At 51.5% G+C, this 19,499-nt stretch carries 16 protein-coding genes and 1 riboswitch; of the genes, 4 read left to right on the top strand and 12 right to left on the bottom strand.

The annotated features are described in order from the left end of the window. The first annotated feature begins 316 nt into the window (after window positions 1–316). The 3 genes from VU18_RS03035 to metH all read left to right on the top strand — a co-directional run bounded on the left by VU18_RS03035 (window position 317) and on the right by metH (window position 6,237). The gene (locus VU18_RS03035; RefSeq protein ID WP_011230221.1) at window positions 317–700 is read left to right on the top strand and encodes a zinc-ribbon domain-containing protein; all 384 of its coding nucleotides are present in this window, start codon (window positions 317–319) and stop codon (window positions 698–700) included. A 113-nt stretch (window positions 701–813) separates the two neighbouring features. Then, window positions 814–915: riboswitch (SAM riboswitch) on the top strand. 71 nt (window positions 916–986) lie between these two features. Next, window positions 987–2,834 carry a bifunctional homocysteine S-methyltransferase/methylenetetrahydrofolate reductase gene (locus VU18_RS03030; protein WP_021322538.1) on the top strand — a complete coding sequence of 616 codons (1,848 nt, stop codon included), beginning with the start codon at window positions 987–989 and terminating at the stop codon, window positions 2,832–2,834. Beyond that, window positions 2,827–6,237 carry a methionine synthase gene (gene metH / locus VU18_RS03025; protein ID WP_021322537.1) on the top strand — a complete coding sequence of 1,137 codons (3,411 nt, stop codon included), beginning with the start codon at window positions 2,827–2,829 and terminating at the stop codon, window positions 6,235–6,237. The genes VU18_RS03030 and metH overlap by 8 nt, the downstream gene beginning before the upstream one ends. Before the next feature lie 75 nt (window positions 6,238–6,312). Here the strand turns inward: metH and VU18_RS18295 are convergent, their stop codons facing one another. Both VU18_RS18295 and VU18_RS18290 read right to left on the bottom strand, forming a co-directional pair. Beyond that, window positions 6,313–6,468, bottom strand: coding sequence for a hypothetical protein (locus tag VU18_RS18295; protein WP_011230218.1), 156 nt, complete (start codon window positions 6,466–6,468; stop codon window positions 6,313–6,315). Next, the gene (locus VU18_RS18290; protein WP_014195051.1) at window positions 6,465–6,641 is read right to left on the bottom strand and encodes a hypothetical protein; all 177 of its coding nucleotides are present in this window, start codon (window positions 6,639–6,641) and stop codon (window positions 6,465–6,467) included. The genes VU18_RS18295 and VU18_RS18290 overlap by 4 nt, the downstream gene beginning before the upstream one ends. A gap of 58 nt (window positions 6,642–6,699) precedes the next feature. Between VU18_RS18290 and VU18_RS03020 the strand changes: the two genes are divergently transcribed. Continuing rightward, window positions 6,700–7,563: an SDR family oxidoreductase gene (locus VU18_RS03020; protein ID WP_021322536.1), complete on the top strand. Its 864-nt coding sequence runs from the start codon at window positions 6,700–6,702 to the stop codon at window positions 7,561–7,563. Window positions 7,564–7,735: 172 nt separating this feature from the next. On the opposite strand, the gene VU18_RS03015 is transcribed toward VU18_RS03020, so the two are convergent. The 10 genes from VU18_RS03015 to VU18_RS02975 form a co-directional block, all read right to left on the bottom strand. Further along, window positions 7,736–9,046 (bottom strand): dihydrolipoamide acetyltransferase family protein, encoded by a 1,311-nt coding sequence (locus VU18_RS03015; protein ID WP_014195050.1) that lies wholly within the window; start codon window positions 9,044–9,046, stop codon window positions 7,736–7,738. A 29-nt stretch (window positions 9,047–9,075) separates the two neighbouring features. Beyond that, window positions 9,076–10,095: an alpha-ketoacid dehydrogenase subunit beta gene (locus VU18_RS03010; protein WP_021322535.1), complete on the bottom strand. Its 1,020-nt coding sequence runs from the start codon at window positions 10,093–10,095 to the stop codon at window positions 9,076–9,078. A 27-nt stretch (window positions 10,096–10,122) separates the two neighbouring features. Next, window positions 10,123–11,109, bottom strand: a complete 987-nt coding sequence (locus VU18_RS03005) for a thiamine pyrophosphate-dependent dehydrogenase E1 component subunit alpha (protein WP_021322534.1) — start codon at window positions 11,107–11,109, stop codon at window positions 10,123–10,125. Between the two features lie 14 nt (window positions 11,110–11,123). Beyond that, a complete protein-coding gene (locus VU18_RS19010; protein WP_014195048.1) occupies window positions 11,124–11,276 on the bottom strand; it encodes a hypothetical protein in 153 nt (50 codons plus the stop codon). Window positions 11,277–11,309: 33 nt separating this feature from the next. Beyond that, window positions 11,310–13,241, bottom strand: coding sequence for a sigma-54-dependent Fis family transcriptional regulator (locus VU18_RS03000; RefSeq protein ID WP_021322533.1), 1,932 nt, complete (start codon window positions 13,239–13,241; stop codon window positions 11,310–11,312). Between the two features lie 123 nt (window positions 13,242–13,364). Continuing rightward, window positions 13,365–14,384: a LacI family DNA-binding transcriptional regulator gene (locus VU18_RS02995; RefSeq protein WP_021322532.1), complete on the bottom strand. Its 1,020-nt coding sequence runs from the start codon at window positions 14,382–14,384 to the stop codon at window positions 13,365–13,367. 18 nt (window positions 14,385–14,402) lie between these two features. Next, window positions 14,403–15,938 (bottom strand): alpha-amylase family glycosyl hydrolase, encoded by a 1,536-nt coding sequence (locus VU18_RS02990; RefSeq protein ID WP_014195044.1) that lies wholly within the window; start codon window positions 15,936–15,938, stop codon window positions 14,403–14,405. 72 nt (window positions 15,939–16,010) lie between these two features. Further along, the gene (locus VU18_RS02985) at window positions 16,011–16,853 is read right to left on the bottom strand and encodes a sugar ABC transporter permease (RefSeq protein ID WP_021322531.1); all 843 of its coding nucleotides are present in this window, start codon (window positions 16,851–16,853) and stop codon (window positions 16,011–16,013) included. Then, window positions 16,853–18,133: a carbohydrate ABC transporter permease gene (locus tag VU18_RS02980; protein ID WP_021322530.1), complete on the bottom strand. Its 1,281-nt coding sequence runs from the start codon at window positions 18,131–18,133 to the stop codon at window positions 16,853–16,855. The genes VU18_RS02985 and VU18_RS02980 overlap by 1 nt, the downstream gene beginning before the upstream one ends. Window positions 18,134–18,202: 69 nt before the next feature. Further along, window positions 18,203–19,477, bottom strand: coding sequence for an extracellular solute-binding protein (locus tag VU18_RS02975; protein WP_021322529.1), 1,275 nt, complete (start codon window positions 19,475–19,477; stop codon window positions 18,203–18,205). Between the last annotated feature and the right edge of the window lie 22 nt (window positions 19,478–19,499).

Raw genomic sequence — 19,499 nt, 5'->3', positions numbered from 1 at the left:
CCCCCGTCTTCTTCATCTCCATCATTCCTAATTAGAACATAGAGACAATGAAAGTGCAATGACAAAACGATCGTTGAACGGTCTTCCCACCCATGCCAATGCTTAAGAAGCGAAAAATGGTCGATGATGCAATTGATAAGGCAACATACCGCCCGTTTTCCTCTCTTACAAGACATAATCAAGGTATTGAAAAATAAATCCAATTAAAAATCTAATATTTTTGCCTCTATCGGCTCAAACGTTTCTATGTGAACATGGTAAAAACCAATTTTTTCTATTATAATATATCTATGAATTCTGTTAGGGAGGAATGAAATTGAAAAGCATCAAACCCGGCCGCGGTCCGTCGATGCAAGGACTCTTCGGCAGCATCGCCGCTGTGTTGTTCGGCATCTTTTGGATGGTGATGGCATTCTCCATCACCGCGGACTCGCCGTTTCCCGCCGCCCGCTTTTTTCCGTTTTTCGGCCTTGTCGTCATCGCCATCGGCGTATTTCAAGCGTTTTACCATTACAAAAATGCGACGGGAAAACAACGCATGTCCTTATTGGACATTGTCGACAGCGAGGAAGAGCCCGACCCGCTGAACGTCCGATTTGGAAGCCATAAACAGCCAAACAAGCATTGCCCTCATTGCGGCGGGCATGTGCAGCACAATTTCCAATTTTGCCCCCAATGTGGAAAAGAGCTTCTCCGTTGATCCGAGAAATTCTTTTTTGAAATTTCCTCGCTTCACCGTATTGAATAATTTCGAAAAATACATTAAATTATATAGTAATCATCAAAACGCTGCCGCACAATTGCATACGGACATTCTTATCNAGAGAGGGGGAGGGACTGGCCCGGTGAACCCTCAGCAACCTGGCCGCGGCCAAGGTGCTAAATCCAGACAGGCGGAAGCCTGGAAGATAAGAAGAAGCGAATGAAAAGTCTTCTTCTTATAGAAGGCTTTTTTCTTTTACTACGGAGAAACGGGGGAATCGAACGTGGGATTGCTGGATAAGTTGAAAGAGCGCATTCTCATCGCCGACGGGGCGATGGGAACGCTTTTATATTCGCACGGCATTGACCGTTGTTTTGAAGAATTGAATCTATCCAATCCAGATGAAATCGTCCATATTCATGAAGCGTATATCGCCGCGGGCGCCGACGTCATTCAGACGAATACATACGGCGCCAACTATGTGAAACTCGCGCGCTACGGCTTGCAAGACGAGGTGCCGGCGATCAATCGCGCCGCTGTAAGACTGGCGAAGCAAGCAGCCAATGGGCGGGCGTACGTGCTCGGGACGATCGGGGGGCTGCGCACGTTAAACAAAAGCGTCGTCACGCTCGAAGAAGTGAAACGGACGTTTCGCGAGCAGCTGTTTGTCCTGCTGGCTGAAGGAGTCGACGGCGTGCTGCTCGAGACGTATTACGATTTGGAAGAGTTGGAGACGGTGCTTGCCATCGCGCGCAAAGAGACGGACTTGCCGATTATCGCCCATGTGTCGCTCCATGAAGTCGGCGTTTTGCAAGACGGCACGCCGCTCGCGGACGCCCTTGCCCGCCTAGAGGCGCTCGGGGCCGATGTCGTCGGACTGAACTGTCGTCTCGGTCCATATCATATGCTTCGGTCGCTCGAGGAAGTGCCGCTGCCGAAGCAGGCATTTTTGTCGGCGTATCCGAACGCGAGCCTCCCGGATTACCGCGACGGCCGGCTTGTCTATGAAACGAACGCGGAATATTTTGAAGAGGCGGCCAAAGCGTTCCGCGATCAAGGGGTGCGCTTGATCGGCGGGTGCTGCGGCACGACGCCGAAACATATTGAGGCAATGGCAAAGGCGCTCGCCGACCGGACGCCGGTGACGGAAAAAACGGTGAAGCGGCGCACGGCATCTGTATCGGTGCAAGCCGATCGGCCCGCGCCGACTCCGCTTCCCGAGCTCGCCCGCACGCGCCGCTCGGTCATTGTCGAACTCGATCCGCCGAAGCAACTCGGCATTGACAAGTTTCTCGCTGGGGCGAAAGCGCTCCATGACGCCGGCATCGACGCGCTGACGTTAGCTGACAACTCACTTGCCACGCCGCGCATCAGCAACGCCGCCGTCGCCACGATCGTGAAAGAGCGGCTCGGCGTCCGCCCGCTCGTGCATATTACGTGCCGCGACCGCAATTTGATCGGCTTGCAGTCGCATTTGATGGGGTTGCATACGCTCGGCATCACCGACGTGCTCGCCATTACCGGCGACCCGTCGAAAATCGGCGACTTCCCAGGAGCAACGTCGGTGTATGATTTATCATCGTTCGATTTGATCCGCTTGATCCGCCAGTTTAACGAAGGGCTGTCGTACTCGGGCAAACCGCTTGGGCAAAAAACGAACTTCTCGATCGGCGCTGCGTTCAACCCGAACGTCCGCCATTTGGATAAAGCAGTTGAGCGAATGGAGAAAAAAATTCAATGCGGCGCCCACTATTTCTTGACCCAGCCGATTTACTCGGAAGAGAAAATCGTTGAAGTGCACGAAGCGACCAAGCATCTTGACACGCCGATTTACATCGGCATTATGCCACTTGTGAGCGCGCGCAACGCCGACTTTTTGCATCATGAAGTGCCGGGCATTACGCTCTCTGACGAGATTCGCGCCCGCATGGCGGCGTGCGGCGGCGACCCGGTGCAAGCAGCCAAGGAAGGCATCGCTATCGCCAAATCGCTCATTGACGCTGCGTTTGATTTGTTTAACGGCATTTATTTGATCACGCCGTTCTTGCGCTACGACATGACGGTCGAGCTTGTCCGCTACATTCATGAAAAAGAAGCGGCCGCCAAAGAAAGGAAGGTTGTTCATGGCTAACGTCACCTTAGAACAGCAACTGCAAAGAAAAATTCTTGTCATCGATGGCGCCATGGGCACGATGATCCAAAGCGCCAACCTATCGGCCGCCGACTTTGGCGGCGAGGCGTATGAAGGGTGCAACGAATATTTGACCCTCACCGCCCCGCATGTCATCCGCCGCATTCATGAAGCGTACCTAGAAGCCGGTGCTGATATCATTGAAACGAACACGTTCGGAGCGACACGCATCGTGCTTGACGAATATGGCCTCGGTCATTTGGCGCTTGAGCTGAACATCGAAGCGGCCAAACTCGCCAAACAAACGGCTGAGTCGTTCTCCACCCCGGACTGGCCGCGCTTTGTCGCCGGTTCGATGGGGCCGACGACGAAAACGTTGTCGGTGACCGGCGGCGCAACGTTTGAAGAACTCGTCGCCGCCTACGAAGAACAAGCGCGCGGACTGCTCTTAGGAGGCGTCGACCTTCTCCTACTCGAGACGTGCCAAGATACGCTGAATGTCAAAGCCGGTTTTCTCGGCATTTCGAAGGCGTTTGAAGCGGTCGGCCGCCGCGTGCCGCTCATGATTTCCGGCACGATCGAACCGATGGGCACGACGCTCGCCGGGCAGGCGATCGATGCGTTTTTCATCTCGGTGCGCCATATGAAGCCGATCGCCGTCGGCTTAAACTGCGCAACCGGTCCGGAGTTTATGACCGACCATTTGCGCACGCTCGCCTCGCTCGCTGACACGGCGGTCAGCTGCTACCCGAACGCCGGTCTGCCGGATGAGGAAGGCCACTATCATGAAACGCCGAATATGCTGGCAGAGAAAATCCGCCGCTTTGCCGAAAAGGGATGGATCAACATCGTCGGCGGGTGTTGCGGCACGACGCCGGATCATATCCGCGCCATTGCCGAAGCGGTGCGTGATCTCCCGCCGCGGGCGATTCCGTCTTCGTTTGATGTCCACGCCGTTTCCGGCATCGAGGCGCTCATCTATGATGAAACGATGCGTCCGCTCTTTGTCGGCGAGCGGACAAACGTGATCGGCTCGCGCAAATTCAAGCGCCTCATCGCCGAAGGGAAATACGAAGAAGCGGCGGAAATCGCCCGCGCCCAAGTGAAAAACGGCGCCCATGTCATCGACATTTGCCTCGCCGACCCAGACCGCGACGAACTCCATGACATGGAGCAGTTCGTCCGCGAAGTCGTGAAAAAAGTGAAAGTGCCGCTTGTCATCGATTCAACCGACGAGCGCGTCATCGAGCGCGCCCTCACCTACTCGCAAGGGAAAGCGATCATCAATTCGATCAACTTGGAAGACGGCGAGGAGCGGTTTGCGAAAGTCGTTCCTCTCTTGCACAAATACGGCGCCGCTGTCGTCGTCGGCACGATCGATGAACAAGGAATGGCGGTCACCGCCGAACGGAAGCTGGAAATTGCCTTGCGTTCGTATGACTTGCTCGTTAACCGCTACGGGGTGCCGGCGCGCGACATCATTTTCGATCCGCTCGTCTTCCCGGTCGGCACCGGTGATGAGCAATACATCGGCGCGGCGAACGAAACGATCAAAGGCATTCGCCTCATTAAAGAGCAACTGCCGGAGTGCTTGACGATGCTCGGCATCAGCAACGTCTCGTTCGGCTTGCCGCCGGCCGGGCGCGAGGTGCTCAACTCCGTCTTTTTGTACCATTGCACGCAAGCTGGGCTCGATTATGCGATCGTCAACACTGAGAAGCTTGAGCGGTTCGCCTCGATTCCGGAAGAGGAAGTGCGGATGGCCGAAGCGCTTTTGTTTGACACGAGCGATGAAACATTAAACACCTTTATCGAATTTTACCGAAGCAAAATCACCGCCGCCAAGCCGGCTGAGGAGAACTTGAGCCTTGAAGAGCGGCTCGCCCGCTACGTTATTGAAGGGTCGAAAGACGGGCTCATTCCCGATTTGGAAAAGGCGCTTGAGACCTACTCCGATCCGCTGTCCATCATCAACGGTCCGCTCATGGCCGGCATGGATGAAGTCGGGCGGCTGTTCAACAACAACCAGCTCATCGTCGCTGAAGTATTGCAAAGCGCGGAAGTGATGAAAGCAGCGGTCGCCTTTTTAGAGCCGTATATGGAAAAGAAAGAAGGAAGCACAAAAGGAAAAGTCATTCTCGCCACCGTCAAAGGCGATGTGCATGACATCGGCAAAAACTTGGTCGACATCATTTTAAGCAACAACGGCTACGAGGTGATCGACCTCGGCATTAAAGTCGCTCCGCAGCAACTCATTGAAGCGGTGCGCGAACATCAGCCGGACATTATCGGGTTGTCGGGCTTGCTTGTGAAATCGGCTCAACAGATGGTCGTCACCGCCCAAGACTTGCGCCAAGCGGGCATCTCGACCCCGATTTTAGTCGGCGGCGCCGCCTTGACGCGCAAATTTACCGAAAACAAAATCGCACCCGAATACGACGGCGTTGTCTTGTACGCGAAAGACGCCATGGACGGGCTTGCCCTTGCCAACCAAATCCAGCAGGGCGAGATTGACTACAAGAAAAAAGAAACGGCCGAAAGCGAGCCAACGCGGCAAACGACGGTGGTCACAGCGGTTAAATCGACCGTCTCGACCGACGTTCCCGTCTACATCCCGGCCGATCTCGAGCGCCACGTGCTAAAAAATGTGCCGCTTGACCACGTGTTGCCGTACGTCAACTGGCAAATGGTGCTCGGCCACCACCTCGGCTTGAAAGGAAAAGTGAAACGGCTGCTTGAAGAGAAAGACGAAAAAGCGTTGGCGTTAAAAGCGGTCGTCGACGAACTGCTCGCCGAAGCGAAAGAGCGCCGCTGGATTCAGCCCGCCGGCGTCTACCGCTTCTTCCCTGCACAAAGCGACGGCAACCGGGTTTACATTTACGATCCGACTGACGGCAAAACAGTGCTCGAGATGTTCGACTTTCCGCGCCAACCGCGGGCGCCGTATCTTTGCCTCGCCGATTATTTGAAATCGAAAGAAAGCGGCGAAATGGATTACGTCGGTTTGTTCGCCGTCACCGCCGGGCATGGCGTCCGCGAACTCGCCCAGCACTGGAAGGAAGAAGGCGAATTTTTGAAAAGCCATGCCATCCAAGCGTTGGCGCTCGAGATTGCCGAAGGATTCGCCGAACGCATCCACCAAATTATGCGCGACCGTTGGGGCTTCCCGGACGACCCCGATTTCACGATGGAAGAGCGCTTCGCCGCCAAATACCAGGGCCAGCGCTACTCGTTCGGCTACCCGGCCTGTCCGAACTTGGAAGACCAGGAGAAACTGTTCCGTCTGCTTCATCCAGAAGACATCGGCATCCGTCTCACCGACGGCTATATGATGGAACCCGAAGCATCGGTTTCGGCGATCGTCTTCGCCCATCCGGAAGCGCGTTATTTCAATGTGTTATAAGCCGGAAACGAGCTGGCCGAATCGGCCGGCTCGTTTGTCGTTTTTCTTTGAATGCTCCACCCGAACGATATACAGTCACTTTTTTGTTTTTATTTGTTCACGATTCTCCAACTTTTTCAGCCATTCTTCTTTCGCTTGTCTACGAATACTCTTCCAATCCATCGGAGAACGGTCTCCTTTGGGAGGCATACTCCCAAATAACGAAATCAACTGATCTTCCTTTTTGATCATTCATCATCCCCTCCTTCATACTTAGGGAAAACATCATGTTTCAGTTCACTGACAAGGTGCTGAGGCCCGTCATTCCCACGAAATTTGCGATCTTGAGCTAAATGGACGGCAAGGAAACTGAGTTCTCCTCTTGACTCACCATATTTTTCATCATAGATGTCCACCTGACACATAATTCCCCTCCTCCGTCCCATACTAATGATGACAATACATATCCAAGGAGGAGCAAATATGGTCACGAAGCAACAAACGACGCTGCCGCCGCAACACCAGACGCGCCAGCCGGGCCTGCAAACGGAGATGAACCCGCAGCCGATCACCATCAAAGACACCTATAAAGGAAGCGGCAAGCTCGAAAACAGAGTCGCCATCATCAGCGGCGGCGACAGCGGCATCGGCCGGGCGGTCGCCGTCCATTTCGCCAAAGAAGGGGCCGATGTCGCCATTTTGTATTTGAACGAACACGAGGACGCCGAGGAAACAAAACGGCTTGTCGAACAGGAAGGAAAACGGTGCTTGGCCATCGCCGGCGACATCGGCGATGAAACGTTTTGCAAAGAGGCGGTGAAACAAACAATCAAAGCGTTCGGCAAGCTCGATATCGTCGTCAATAACGCCGCTGAACAGCACCCACAGCCGAACTTTCTCAACATCACCGCCGCGCAGCTGGAAAAAACGTTTCGCACGAACGTATTCGGCTACTTTTTCCTAACGAAAGCGGCGCTCCCGCACTTAAAAAACGGAAGCGCCATTATCAACACCGCTTCGGTCACCGCCTACGAAGGAAACGAACAGCTCATCGACTACTCGGCGACAAAAGGCGCAATCGTCGCGTTCACCCGCTCGCTCGCCAAAGCGCTCGTTGGGCAAGGCATCCGCGTCAATGGCGTCGCCCCAGGCCCGATTTGGACGCCGCTCATCCCCTCCACCTTTCAAAGTGAGCAAGTCGCCACATTCGGCGCCAACACCCCGATGAAACGGCCCGGCCAGCCGAGCGAAGTCGCCCCGTGCTACGTCTTTTTGGCGAGCGACGAATCGTCGTACATGACCGGGCAAATGCTTCATGTAAATGGCGGCAAGTTCATCAGCGATTGACCGCGGCAGCCGCTGGCGCCGAACTTTTTTAATAAAATCACGTTACCTTTTCTAACAAAAATATGGCGTGATTGTAAAAAAATGAGTACGATAAAGCTACGATGTTCCTCTACTTCTTTACAAGGTGCCCCTCTTCTCTCACCCCACCCCGGAATAGGGGCGGGGTTTTTTGTCACATAACAAGCAGCCAATCCGGTTCAGACAAGTACGTTTGACATTCATTTAAGGCGTGTTGAGCCATCATCCCATCAATAAGACGGTGATCGTAAGTAAGAGACAGCGGCATCACAGAAGCAATCTCAATCGAATCATCGACGACCACCGGTTTTTTCTCAACTTTCCCGATTCCTAAAAGACAAGACTGTGGATAATGAATAATCGGCGTGAACCACGAACCATTGGCCGAGCCGATGTTCGAAACCGTGCATGTCCCTCCGCTCATCTCCACCGCTTGAATCGTTCCCGCTCTCGCCTTCGCCGTCAATTCTTCAATTTCTTTCGCAATTTGGAACAACGATTTTTGATCCGCATCACGAATCACCGGGACGAGCAATCCACGGTCAGTGTCAACCGCAAACCCAATGTGAATGAATTCGTGAATGACGATTTCTTCTCGTTCCTCATCAAGCGAAGCGTTGAGCATTGGATACTTTTTCAACACCGCCGCCAGTGCTTTTACCACATAGGCTAAATAGGTCAGTTTCACCCCTTGTTGCTCAGCTAGCGGTTTGATCCGTCGGCGATGTTGAACAAGACGGGTCGCATCGGCCTCGCCAAAATGGGTGACTTGCGGAATGGTCCGCATTGACCGCACCATCGCTTGGGCGATAGCCTTGCGGATGCCTGTCAGCGGCACTCGGCGCACTTTTTCCCGGCTTTCCTGCTTCTTGACAATCTCAACACTGGCAGCAGCCTCATCGGTTGCTTTTTGCTGCCGAACCGACAGTGCTGCTTCAATATCGCTTTTCAATATTCTTCCGTTCTTTCCGCTTGGAGTGATTTCCTCTAAAGACACGTTCTGCTCGCGGGCAAACTTTCGCACTGACGGGGCAGCCACGAATGTTTTTTGAGGAGTCCTTTGTTTTCCCGCGCTCGCCGCACGACGAATATCCTCTTCCGTGATTTTGCCGTTCGCCCCCGTCGGTGTGACCGTACTCCAATCGACGCCAAGCTCCTTGGCCAGTTTTTTTACGCGTGGGGTGATCTTGATCTCTGTCTGCGGATCTCCGCCGTCCGGAGCAAACGTTTCGACGGCAATGACGGCCAGTACTTCGCCGACCTTGGCCGTATCCCCTCGTTTCTTTTTGATCTCTTTTACTGTTCCTGACTCGGGAGCGTGAATTTCTGAAACGGCCTTTTCTGTTTGCACTTCCACCAGCGTGGCTCCTTTTTCCACCGCATCTCCTTCGGAAACGTGCCAAAACGTAATGAAACTTTCATCATGGGAATCGGATAATTTGGGCAATGTCACTTCGACAACCATAAGCTGCCTCCCTTGGAACGAACTTTTCCTTATTCATTGACGAGTTGGATCGCCTCACGGAAAATTTTATCGGCATTTGGCAATACAAATTGTTCAAGCGGACGGCTATAAGGAATTGGCACATCCGGAACCGCAATCCGCTTCACCGGCGCCTCCAAATCATACAAACAATGTTCAGCGGCAATCGCGGCAATTTCCGCCGTCATCCCGTACGACAGATAGTCTTCATCAACAACAAGCAAGCGGTGTGTCTTTTTAACCGATTGAATGATCGTCTCTTTGTCCAATGGGACAAGAGAGCGCAAATCGATCACTTCCGCTTGAATGCCTTGTTGTTCAAGTCTTTTGGCCGCTTCGAGCGCCTGATGCACTGACATTTGAATACCGACAATGGTGATATCCGTTCCCTCGCGCACAATATTTGCTTTCCCAAGCGGCACAGTATACGCCTCTTCCGGTACATGCCCAACCGAAGCATCAAGCTGATCCATCCAGCCGAGCCCTTGCAAGGTTTTATGGAACATAAAGACAACAGGGTTATCATCGCGAATAGCGGAAATCATCATCCCTTTTAAATCATATGGCGTCGACGGAGCGACGACTTTCATCCCAGGAAGATGGGCAAAGGTGGCGTACAACGTTTGCGAGTGCTGGGCGGCATCGCTGTAACCGCCTCCCACCGCCGTCATCAATACCATTGGCAGTTTCACCCTGCCGCCGGACATGTACGGAATTTTCGCCATATGGTTGTAAATTTGGTCCATACAAACCCCAAAAAAGTCGACAAACATCAGCTCCACGATCGGCCGCATTCCTTCCGCAGCGGCGCCGATGGCAGCACCGATGAACGCGGTCTCAGAAATCGGCGTATCGATGACCCGTTCCGGTCCAAACTTTTGGAACAATCCCTCTGTCGCTCCAAAAATCCCACCGTATACTCCGACATCTTCTCCCATCACAAAGACGTTCGGATCTCTCTCCATCTCAAGGCGAATCGCTTCAGCCAGCGCCTTATTTCCCGTTAACAGCCGCTGTTTTGTTTGTTGCATATGGCAAAACTCCTTTCTCCTATGAAATTAGACAAACACATCTTCCAATGCCTCTTCCGGCTTGGGATAATCGCTTTCTCTCGCAAACGCGTACGCCTGATCGACCTCAAATGTCGCTTTGTTTTCCAGCTGTGCAATCGTCTCCTCTGTTACCCCACATTCATTCAATAAATAGTTGCGAAGGCGAATAATGGGGTCTTTTTGGCGAAGCAACGTCACTTCATTTTTATCCCGGTATACTTCCGGATCGCCTTGGAAATGTCCTAAATAACGGTATGTTTCAATCTCAATAATCGACGGCCCTTGTCCAGTTCTTGCACGTTCAACCGCTTCTTTCGATACGTTGTACATATCAATCGGGTCGTTGTCTTTGACATAGTATCCTTTAATGCCATAGGCGGCTGCCCGTACATCATTCGAGGGAACCGCTGTAGACGCCGTTTTCGGCACAGAAATTCCATATTGATTGTTTTCAATGACAACAATGAATGGCAGTTTCCATAATGCCGCCATATTTAACGATTCATGAAATGCCCCTTGATTGGCGGCTCCTTCGCCGATAAACGCAACCGCCACCCAATCCGTCCCCTTTTTCTTGGCCGCCAGCGCCGCGCCAAGGGCATGAGGAATCCCAGCCCCAACGATCCCGCCGCAGGAAAATTTGACGTCAGGATCAAACAAATGCATATGGCCGCCCTTTCCTTTTCCCAGTCCAGTGGCTTTTCCGAAAATCTCTGCTGTCATCCGGTTCAAATCCACCCCTTTGGCAATCGCATGGTGATGCGGACGGTGAGGGGCAGTCACCGTATCTTCCTTTTTCAAGTGAACACACATCCCAGCCGCAGCCGGTTCTTGTCCAGTGGCCAAATGCATTTCCCCTGGCACCGGCCCCGCGCCGATATTAAACACAGGAGATTTCCCTTCGGCATACGCCTCCGCCATTTTGTCTTCATAGCAGCGAATTTTGTACATCGTTTCGTACATCCAAAGAAGATGATCCTTGGAAATGGCCAACTTCCTCTCCTCCTTCACTTGATTGGTACCGCTTTCATCATTTCTATAAAGCAAAAATCGTTCCAACGCTTGTTTCCTTTTCTTCGTCCGCCAAATTGTTTATCCAAAGCCGCCTTTTTGATCCAACCTAAACAAAAACAGCGACAAAGTGTTTCATTTTGTTTCACTTTGTCGCTACACTTTGATACAAAATGGGACAGTCAATACCGAATATTCCATTTATCCATTTGCCGGTAAAATGTGCTTCTCGATATGCCTAAATAACGGGCAGCTTTGGAAATGTTGCCGTTGCACTGCTTTAACGCCTCGATGATGGATTGCTTTTTTATCTCATTTCGGGAGATGTCTACGTTCTCCCTAACTTGAGGCAAGCGAAGAGGCCGAAAGATTTCTTCCGGCAGATCAGCCGCTGTCAATACCGGTTTTGCGCACTGATTCAGCACCCGTTCGATCATATTTTGCAACTCGCGAATATTTCCTGGCCAATCGTATTGCATAAGCGCCTCTAAGAAATCGGACCGTATTTCAGGAAACGGTTTATTTCGTTTGTGAGCCAGTTTTTCAATAAAATGACGGACGAGAAGCGGAATATCTTCTTTTCTTTTCCGAAGCGGCGGGAGAACAATCGGCATAACATTCAACCGGAAAAACAAGTCTTCGCGAAAGCTGCCTTTTTGCACTTCCTGGCGAAGGTCTTTGTTGGTCGCTGCGATGATTCTTACATCAACAGGGATCACTTTGTGCCCGCCAATTCTCATCACTTCCTTTTCTTGAATAACGCGCAAAAGCAACACTTGCATTTCCAAGGACATTTCGCCAATCTCATCCAAAAAAAGCGTTCCCCCATTGGCAAGCTCAAACTTTCCGGCGCTTCCCCCTTTTTTCGCTCCTGTGAATGCCCCGTCCACATATCCGAACAACTCACTGCCAAGGAGATCACGCGGTATGCCTCCACAGTTAATGGCAATAAACGGTTTGTTTCTCCGCTTGCTCTCATTATGAATCGCCTGAGCCACCATCTCTTTTCCTGTTCCGCTTTCCCCTAATATTAACACGTTGGAATCTGTCGCTGCGGCGAGCCTCGCTTCGTTCATTTTCTCAATGAAACACGGGTGTTGCCCGATCATATCCGCAAACGTGATTTTCGCTTGGTTTCCCGATAGGTGGTTGACAAACTGGCGTACCTTTTCAATTTCTTTTACAATGATCATCGATCCGATTCGTTCTTTTTTCTCGTAAATTGGAATCTTGTCAACTAACACATGGTGCACCGCGTTTGAAGGCTTGACGCTTAGATGCAGCTCTTGATTTTGCAAATGAAGCGGGTGGTTCGAACAGATAGAGGGATCATTGAAAAGATCGTCGAGCTTTTTCTCTTCCAGTTGCAGTTGTGGTATATGGAACAGCTTTTTTAACTGGTTGTTCGCCTTTACGATCTTCCCATCGCGATCGATGATTAAAATGCCTTCTTTCATATTGTTCGTTGTCGCTTCCAAAAACCGTTGCATCATCACGTTTTTTTCAGCATTCTCATGTAATTTTAGTTGGTACTCAATCGCCTTTACGGCTGATACAACCATTCCTAGCGTATGAGAGTGCACTTTTTCATAGGGTCCTGACATATTCAATACACCAATGATTCGGCCGTCGGGATCATGGATGGGGGCAGCGGAACACGTCCATGACTGGCATATTTTCGTGTAATGTTCCTCAGCAAACACTTGAATAGGACGATCAATGACGATCGATGTGCCAATGGCGTTGGTCCCCATCACTTGCTCGCTCCAATCCGCCCCCGCGATAAATCCGATTTCTTCCGCCCTCGCTAAAGGCTCGCAATCGCCAATCGACAAAAGCAACTGTCCGTTTTCATTGCACAGGATCACCAAAAATCCAGATCCTTTGACAATCGAATACAATCCTTCCATTAACGGCAATGACCAATCGATCAAGGAGCGGTACTTTTCATTGTCGATTTCTTTAATCCACCCGTACGGCCGAAACGGATCAACCATCGCTTTTTTCGACCGAAGCCAAGAGTCTCGAATCATGGGCGGCAAATCGGGATCGAGCTCGTTATGAAATACGAACTTTTCCCACATGGATTTCACCTGTTCGCGGGTCACGATCATCTTGTGTTCACCTCCGTGTTTGCCATTGTTTTTCTTTTTCTCTTCAATTTATTGATTTCCTTTTTCAACTTTATAAAAAATAACAACCGAAAAAAGCAGCCATGATGGCTGCCTTGGAAACATCTACCGCCTCGCACACGACCCCCGCTCCACAAGCCGGTGGGGAATGATGATGCGCTTGATCGGTTCATTTGGATTTTCGACTTTTTCGATTAAACTTTTCGCCGCTTCATAGCCGAGTTGGAAAATTCCGATGTCAATCGAGGTGAGCGGCGGACGCGACATTTCGGCGAGCAGCGTGTTGTTGAAGCTGATGATCGATACATCTTCCGGGACGCCGAGGCCCATTTCATCAAGCGTTTTGAGCATCCCGAGCGCCATGAGATCGTCGGCAACCACGAGCCCGGTCGGCGGCTCAGGCAAAGAAAGAAGCTCTTTCATCGCCTCTTGGCCGCCTTCCTGCAAAAATTCTTCATGGACGACATATTCCGGGCGGTACGGCAGCCCGGCTTCACTCAAGGCGGCGGCGTAGCCATTTTGGCGGTCGACGGTCACCAAATATTGCGGATTGCCGCCGACAAACGCGATGCGCTCATGGCCGTAGGCAATCAAGTAGTTCGTCGCATCTTTGCCCGCCTGGACGTTGTCGTTGTCAACGTGGGTCACTTGCTCCGTCTTTTGGTGCGGCTTGCCGATGACGACGAATGGGAAATCGTGCTTTTGCAAGTATTTCATCAGTTTATCGTTTTGACGAGAATAAAGCAAAATGACGCCGTCCACGCGCCGCCCTTGCAGCATCTCCACCACCCGTTCGTAAATATCGCTTTCTTTTTCCCCTGTCGACATTTGCAAGGCGTACCGCTTTTCATGGGCGGCTTTGCTGATGCCGCGGATGACTTCCGGGAAAAACGGGTTTTGCAGCGCTTGGTCGGCCGAGCTCGGCATGACGATGCCGATTACTTGCGTCGCTTGGCTCGCGAGGCTGCGGGCGATAAAGTTCGGATGATAGCCGAGCTCTTTCATCGCCGCGCGCACTTTTTGCTTCGTTTTCTCGCTGATGCGCGGGCTGTCGGCGATGACGCGCGACACGGTCGACGGCGCGACATTGGCCCTTTTCGCCACATCTTTAATCGTAACGGTCATAAGCCCCCTCCTTTCCATTTATTCATTGATCCGTTTTGCCCGTTTTTTCACCAAATATAAAAACAAAAGAAACAGCACGTAAACCGATACGATGGCGGCGATAAACGGGATGTTGATCCCTGTTTTCTCCCGTAGCTTGTATACTTCCGCCGTTTCGCGGTCGAGCACAAGGTCGTAGCCGTCCTCATCGCCGCGGACGAGATCGTCCAATAAAAAGCCGCGCAGTTCTTTGTTTTTTGGCAACTGGTCATTGGTGAGATGGACATGCTGCGTTTCGCTCGTATTGTTGATGGCGATGACCGTCGTTTCATCTTGATATTGCCGTTTCAACACCGCCATGCCGTCTTTTTCATACAACAGCGTAAAATCGCCGCGCCGCAATGATGGCAGCTCTTGGCGAAGCGGGCCGATTTTTTTCAAGTAATCGATGATTTCTGGATCAGCGCGGAAATCCATCAGACGGCGGTTGTCCGGATCTTGGCCGCCGTTCATGGCGATTTCGGTCCCGTAATACATGATCGGGATGCCAGGGGCGGTGAACAAATACGTCATGGCCAGTTTAATGCGTGAAATCGGGTTGTTGCGGTTGTCAATCGCGAGCTTCGTAAACCGCACGGTATCATGGTTGTCCAAAAACGACCCGAGCAAATACGGTCGGTCGTAAAACGTTTTGTTGTATTCCCAGACATCATACAGCGGGCGGAGCGAGGCATCGCGCCTCGCAAGCGACTGCTTCACCGCGCCATACAGCGGATAATCGACAAACCCGTCGATGCCATACTTCCCGTAATCGGCAATATAGCGCGGATCGTCGCTCCACACTTCACCGAGAAGGAAAAAGTCTTTTTTCACCGATTTGACTTCTTTCGCAAACTCCTGCCAAAACGATTTTGGCACGTGGCGCACTGTATCGAGCCGGTAGCCGTCAATGTCGGTCTCTTTAATCCACCATTTGGCAGCGTCAATTAAATACGTTTTGACCTCTGGATTTTCCTGCGCCAAATCAGGCAACCCATACACCCAGCCGTTTTCAAGCTGTGTTTGGTCGTTCCAGTCGAAAATCTCTTTTTTCGGGTGAAACCAATCTTTTTTCGTTGGGTCATGTAACCATGGGTGATTGTAACCGACATGGTTGGCGACAAAATCCAAAATGACTTTCATGTCGCGCTTATGCGCTTCTTTGACGAGTGTTTTCAAATCGCCCAGCGTGCCAAAGTGCGGATCGACTTGATAAAAATCTTCAATCCAATAGCCATGATAACCGCCCGGCATGTTTTTAAAAATCGGCGTCAGCCAAATGGCGGTAAATCCCATCTCCTTGATGTAATCGAGTTTCGCCGTCACCCCTTTCAAGTCGCCGCCGAAATACCCTTTCGGATCGTTCACATTCACGTTCTGGTCGTTTGTCGGATCCATATTGTTAAACCGGTCGACCATAATGAAATAAATGGCTTCATCTTGCCACGTCCGTTCTTCTTTTTCCGCCGCCGCAGCCGGCATGGCATAAAAAAGAAGGAACGGAAGGACGAGCAGCATAAAGAGCCGGTTCCCCATTTCCATTCCTCCCTTCCCGATTCATTTGCTCGTTCGGAAACGGGTAAGCCCCCTATTCTATGATAGCGGTTCTTACCCTTTTGTGCCACCAGCCGTTAAGCCAGAAATCAAATACCGCTGCAGGAACAAAAAGACGATGGCAATCGGGGCGGCGATCAAAATCGAGCCGGCGGCAAAGCGGGTGAAGTTGTTCGCGAACCGGTCGCTGATAAAGTTGAACAGCCCGACCGCCAGCGTAAATTTGTCCGGATCGCGCAAGACGATCGACGGCAGCAAAAAGTCGGTGAACGGCGCCATGAAGTTAAACAAGGCGACAACGGCTAAAATTGGCTTGGCTAAGGGCAGCATAATGCGGAAAAAGACGCCGAAGTGGCCGGCACCGTCGATGCGCGCCGCCTCATCCAGCTCGCGCGGAATCGTATCAAAGTAGCCTTTGACCAGCCACGCGTTAAACGGGATTTGCCCCCCGACGTAAATAAGAATGAGCCCCCAAAGCGAATCGAGCAAATGGAGCATATTGAGCAAAATATAGATCGCGACCATCGCCATGAGCGACGGAAACATTTGCAACACTAAAAACAAATACAGCCCCGTTTTCCGCCCGACGAATTTGTAGCGCGAAAACGCATAGGCGATGAGCGCCGTGAAAAAGACAGATAACACCGCATTGGCCGCAGCGACAAACAAGCTGTTTTTATACCAAAGCAAATAATCGCTGTTCGGACTGGTAAACAACCACTTATAGTGCTCAAACGACCACTTCTCCGGGATGAGCGACGCCGAATACAGGCTCGTTCCTGGATTGAGCGACATACTGATCGTCCAAAGGAGCGGATAGGCGATGACGATAAACATGAAAGCGATAAACAAATAAATAAGCGCTACTTCCACGTGCGATTTCCATTTGCGGTTCATCAAATGTTCCCCTCCTCTTTAAAGGAACGGGTGCGCCGGAACTGGTAAATGGCAAACCCGCTGACGATCAAGCCGATGATGAGCGAGATCGCCGCTGCCATATTGTAGTTGTTCGTCGTGAACGTCAAATCGTACACCCATGAAATGAGAATGTCCGTTCCGCCGGCGTTTTGCCCGCGCACCGCAGGCCCCCCGTCGTTGAACAAATAGATGATGTTAAAGTTGTTGAAATTGCCGGCGTATTGCATAATCAACAGCGGTGCGGTCGCATACAGGACGTGCGGCAAAGTGATCGATTTGAACTTTTGCCAGCGCGTCGCCCCGTCGATGTCGGCCGCTTCGTACCAGTCGCGGGAAATGCTTTGCAAAACGCCGGTAAACAGCGCAAAGACGAACGGAAAGCCAAGCCACGTCTGAATCAAAATGAGCGCGACTTTCGTCCAAAACGGGTCGGTCATCCATGGGATCGACAATCCGAACAAACTCAACACTTCACGGTTGATGGCGCCGAATTTGTCGTTAAACATCGCCGCAAACACTAAAATTGTAACAAACGCCGGCACGGCCCACGGCAAAATGAGCACCGTGCGGATGAAACGCTTGAACTTGATGCGCGGGTCGTTGACAAGCAACGCCAAAAACAGTCCAAGGGCGATTTGCATCGTTGTCGCGACAACTGTCCAAACGATTGTCCACGCGAGGACGCTAAAAAACGTGCTTTTCCAAATCGGAATCGACACTAAGTTTTTGAAATTTTCCAATCCAACCCAATTCAATAAATGCCGCGGCGGCGAGTGGTACAAGTTGTAATCGGTGAACGCGAGCGACACCATAAACAACAGCGGCAGCACAACGATAAACAACAGCATCACAAGCCCGGGCGTCACAAAGATGTACGGAAACCCCCGATCCCACGCATGACGGCACGATTCAATCAGCGTTGGAAACGGTTCGCCCCTTTGCCGGCGGCGGGCGTCGTTGCGTGCATCAATGATGTTCGCAATATGCAGGGCGGCGGCAAATGCGATGATGATGACCGACATCAACCCTTGAATCAACAGAAAAATCGAATGATCCAACATCGGGATTTCGCCAAGCGTCACAAGCCCCCACAGCCCGATGTTTAAAAAGTTGTAAAACGTCAGCAAAAACGAAGCTTCAATGATGATGAACAAGATGCCTTTGACATACCGGCGGTTGTACAACTGCCCAAGGCCGGCAAACAACAAAGACAGCGCCATCGCCACCGCCGGCCGATGGCGGACGTTTGCTTCCGGCATTCCAATCCCCCCTATCATATGGATAAGAATAGTGGATAGGGCTGATCCTATCCACCACGACATCACTCGTTATTTTCCAGCGCCGCTGGCGGCGATTTTATCTTGAATCGTTTTCACTGCCTCACCGAGCACCGCTTTCGGGTTGTCGCCTTTCGCGATAAATTGCAACGCATTGCCCATCGGCTCCCACACTTGCGACATTTCCGGCACGTTCGGCATCGGCTCGCCGTATTGGATTTGCTCCGCAAAACCGGCGATCAGCGGGTCGTTCGTGATTTTTTCGTTCGTCAACGCTTTTTGGTTTGCTGGCATTTCGCCCGCCACTTCATAGTAATGAAGCGAATTTTCTTCGTTCGTGACAAACTTCATGAAGTCGACCGCCCATTCTTTGTTTTGCGAATAGGCTGATAACATCCATGTTTTCACGCCGACGAACGATTTCGGATGCTCGCCGTTGTCTAAGACCGGCAGCGGCGCCGTCGCCAATTTGTCGCCCAACGCTTCTTTATACGACGGGATGTTCCATGGTCCGGTGATGGCAACGGCCACATTTCCTTTCGTAAACAGCCCGTTCATAATATCGCCGGTGATTTCTTTCGGAATGTAGCCGTTTTTAAACCACGATTGGACGAGCTCGGCTCCTTTGACGGCTCCATCATTCGCGAGCCCAATGTCGCTTATGTCGTATTTGCCGTTTTCATTTTTAAACACATAGCCGCCATAGCCGGCGAAGAACGGATAAACGAAATAGAAATTCGCCGCTTCCATTAAAAAGCCGTATTGGTCTTTGGCCGCATTCGTTTTTTCCTTGGCGATCTTCATCAAGTCATCCATCGTTTTCGGCGCTTCCGGCACTAAATTTTTATTGTAGAACACGCCGTATGTTTCAACGACCATCGGCACGCCATACGTTTTCCCGTCATATGTTACCGCGTTGATGGCTGTCGGGCTGTACTCACCTTTTGCATCGCCAAGGTCGACCGGATCGGCCAGCCCCTGCAACACAATGTCGCCGATGCGATCATGCGGTTGATAGAACACGTCCGGCCCTTTGCCAGCCGGTCCGTCGAGTGCCAGTTTTTTCGTTTGGTCGAGCATGCTGACGGCTACCATTTCGATTTTGATTCCCGTTTTTTCTGTGTACTTTTGAAAAATATCCTTTAACGCTTGTTTTTGTTTTTCATCATCGTTCACCCATACGACGAGTTTCTCTGGCTTTTTGTCCTGTTCTGCCGTCTTTTGGTCGTTTCCTTTCGGCTGCTGGACATCGCGCTTAGGACCGCAGGCACCCAGCACGCCAATCAACAACACGGCCATAAGAAATAAAGATAACGCTTTTCTCATAATCCCCCTCCTGTCATCATGA

Source organism: Geobacillus sp. ZGt-1, from assembly GCF_001026865.1.
Lineage (GTDB): Bacteria > Bacillota > Bacilli > Bacillales > Anoxybacillaceae > Geobacillus > Geobacillus thermoleovorans.
The sequence above is the reverse complement of the archived record's forward strand: the minus strand, read 5'-3'. Positions and strand labels throughout refer to the sequence as shown.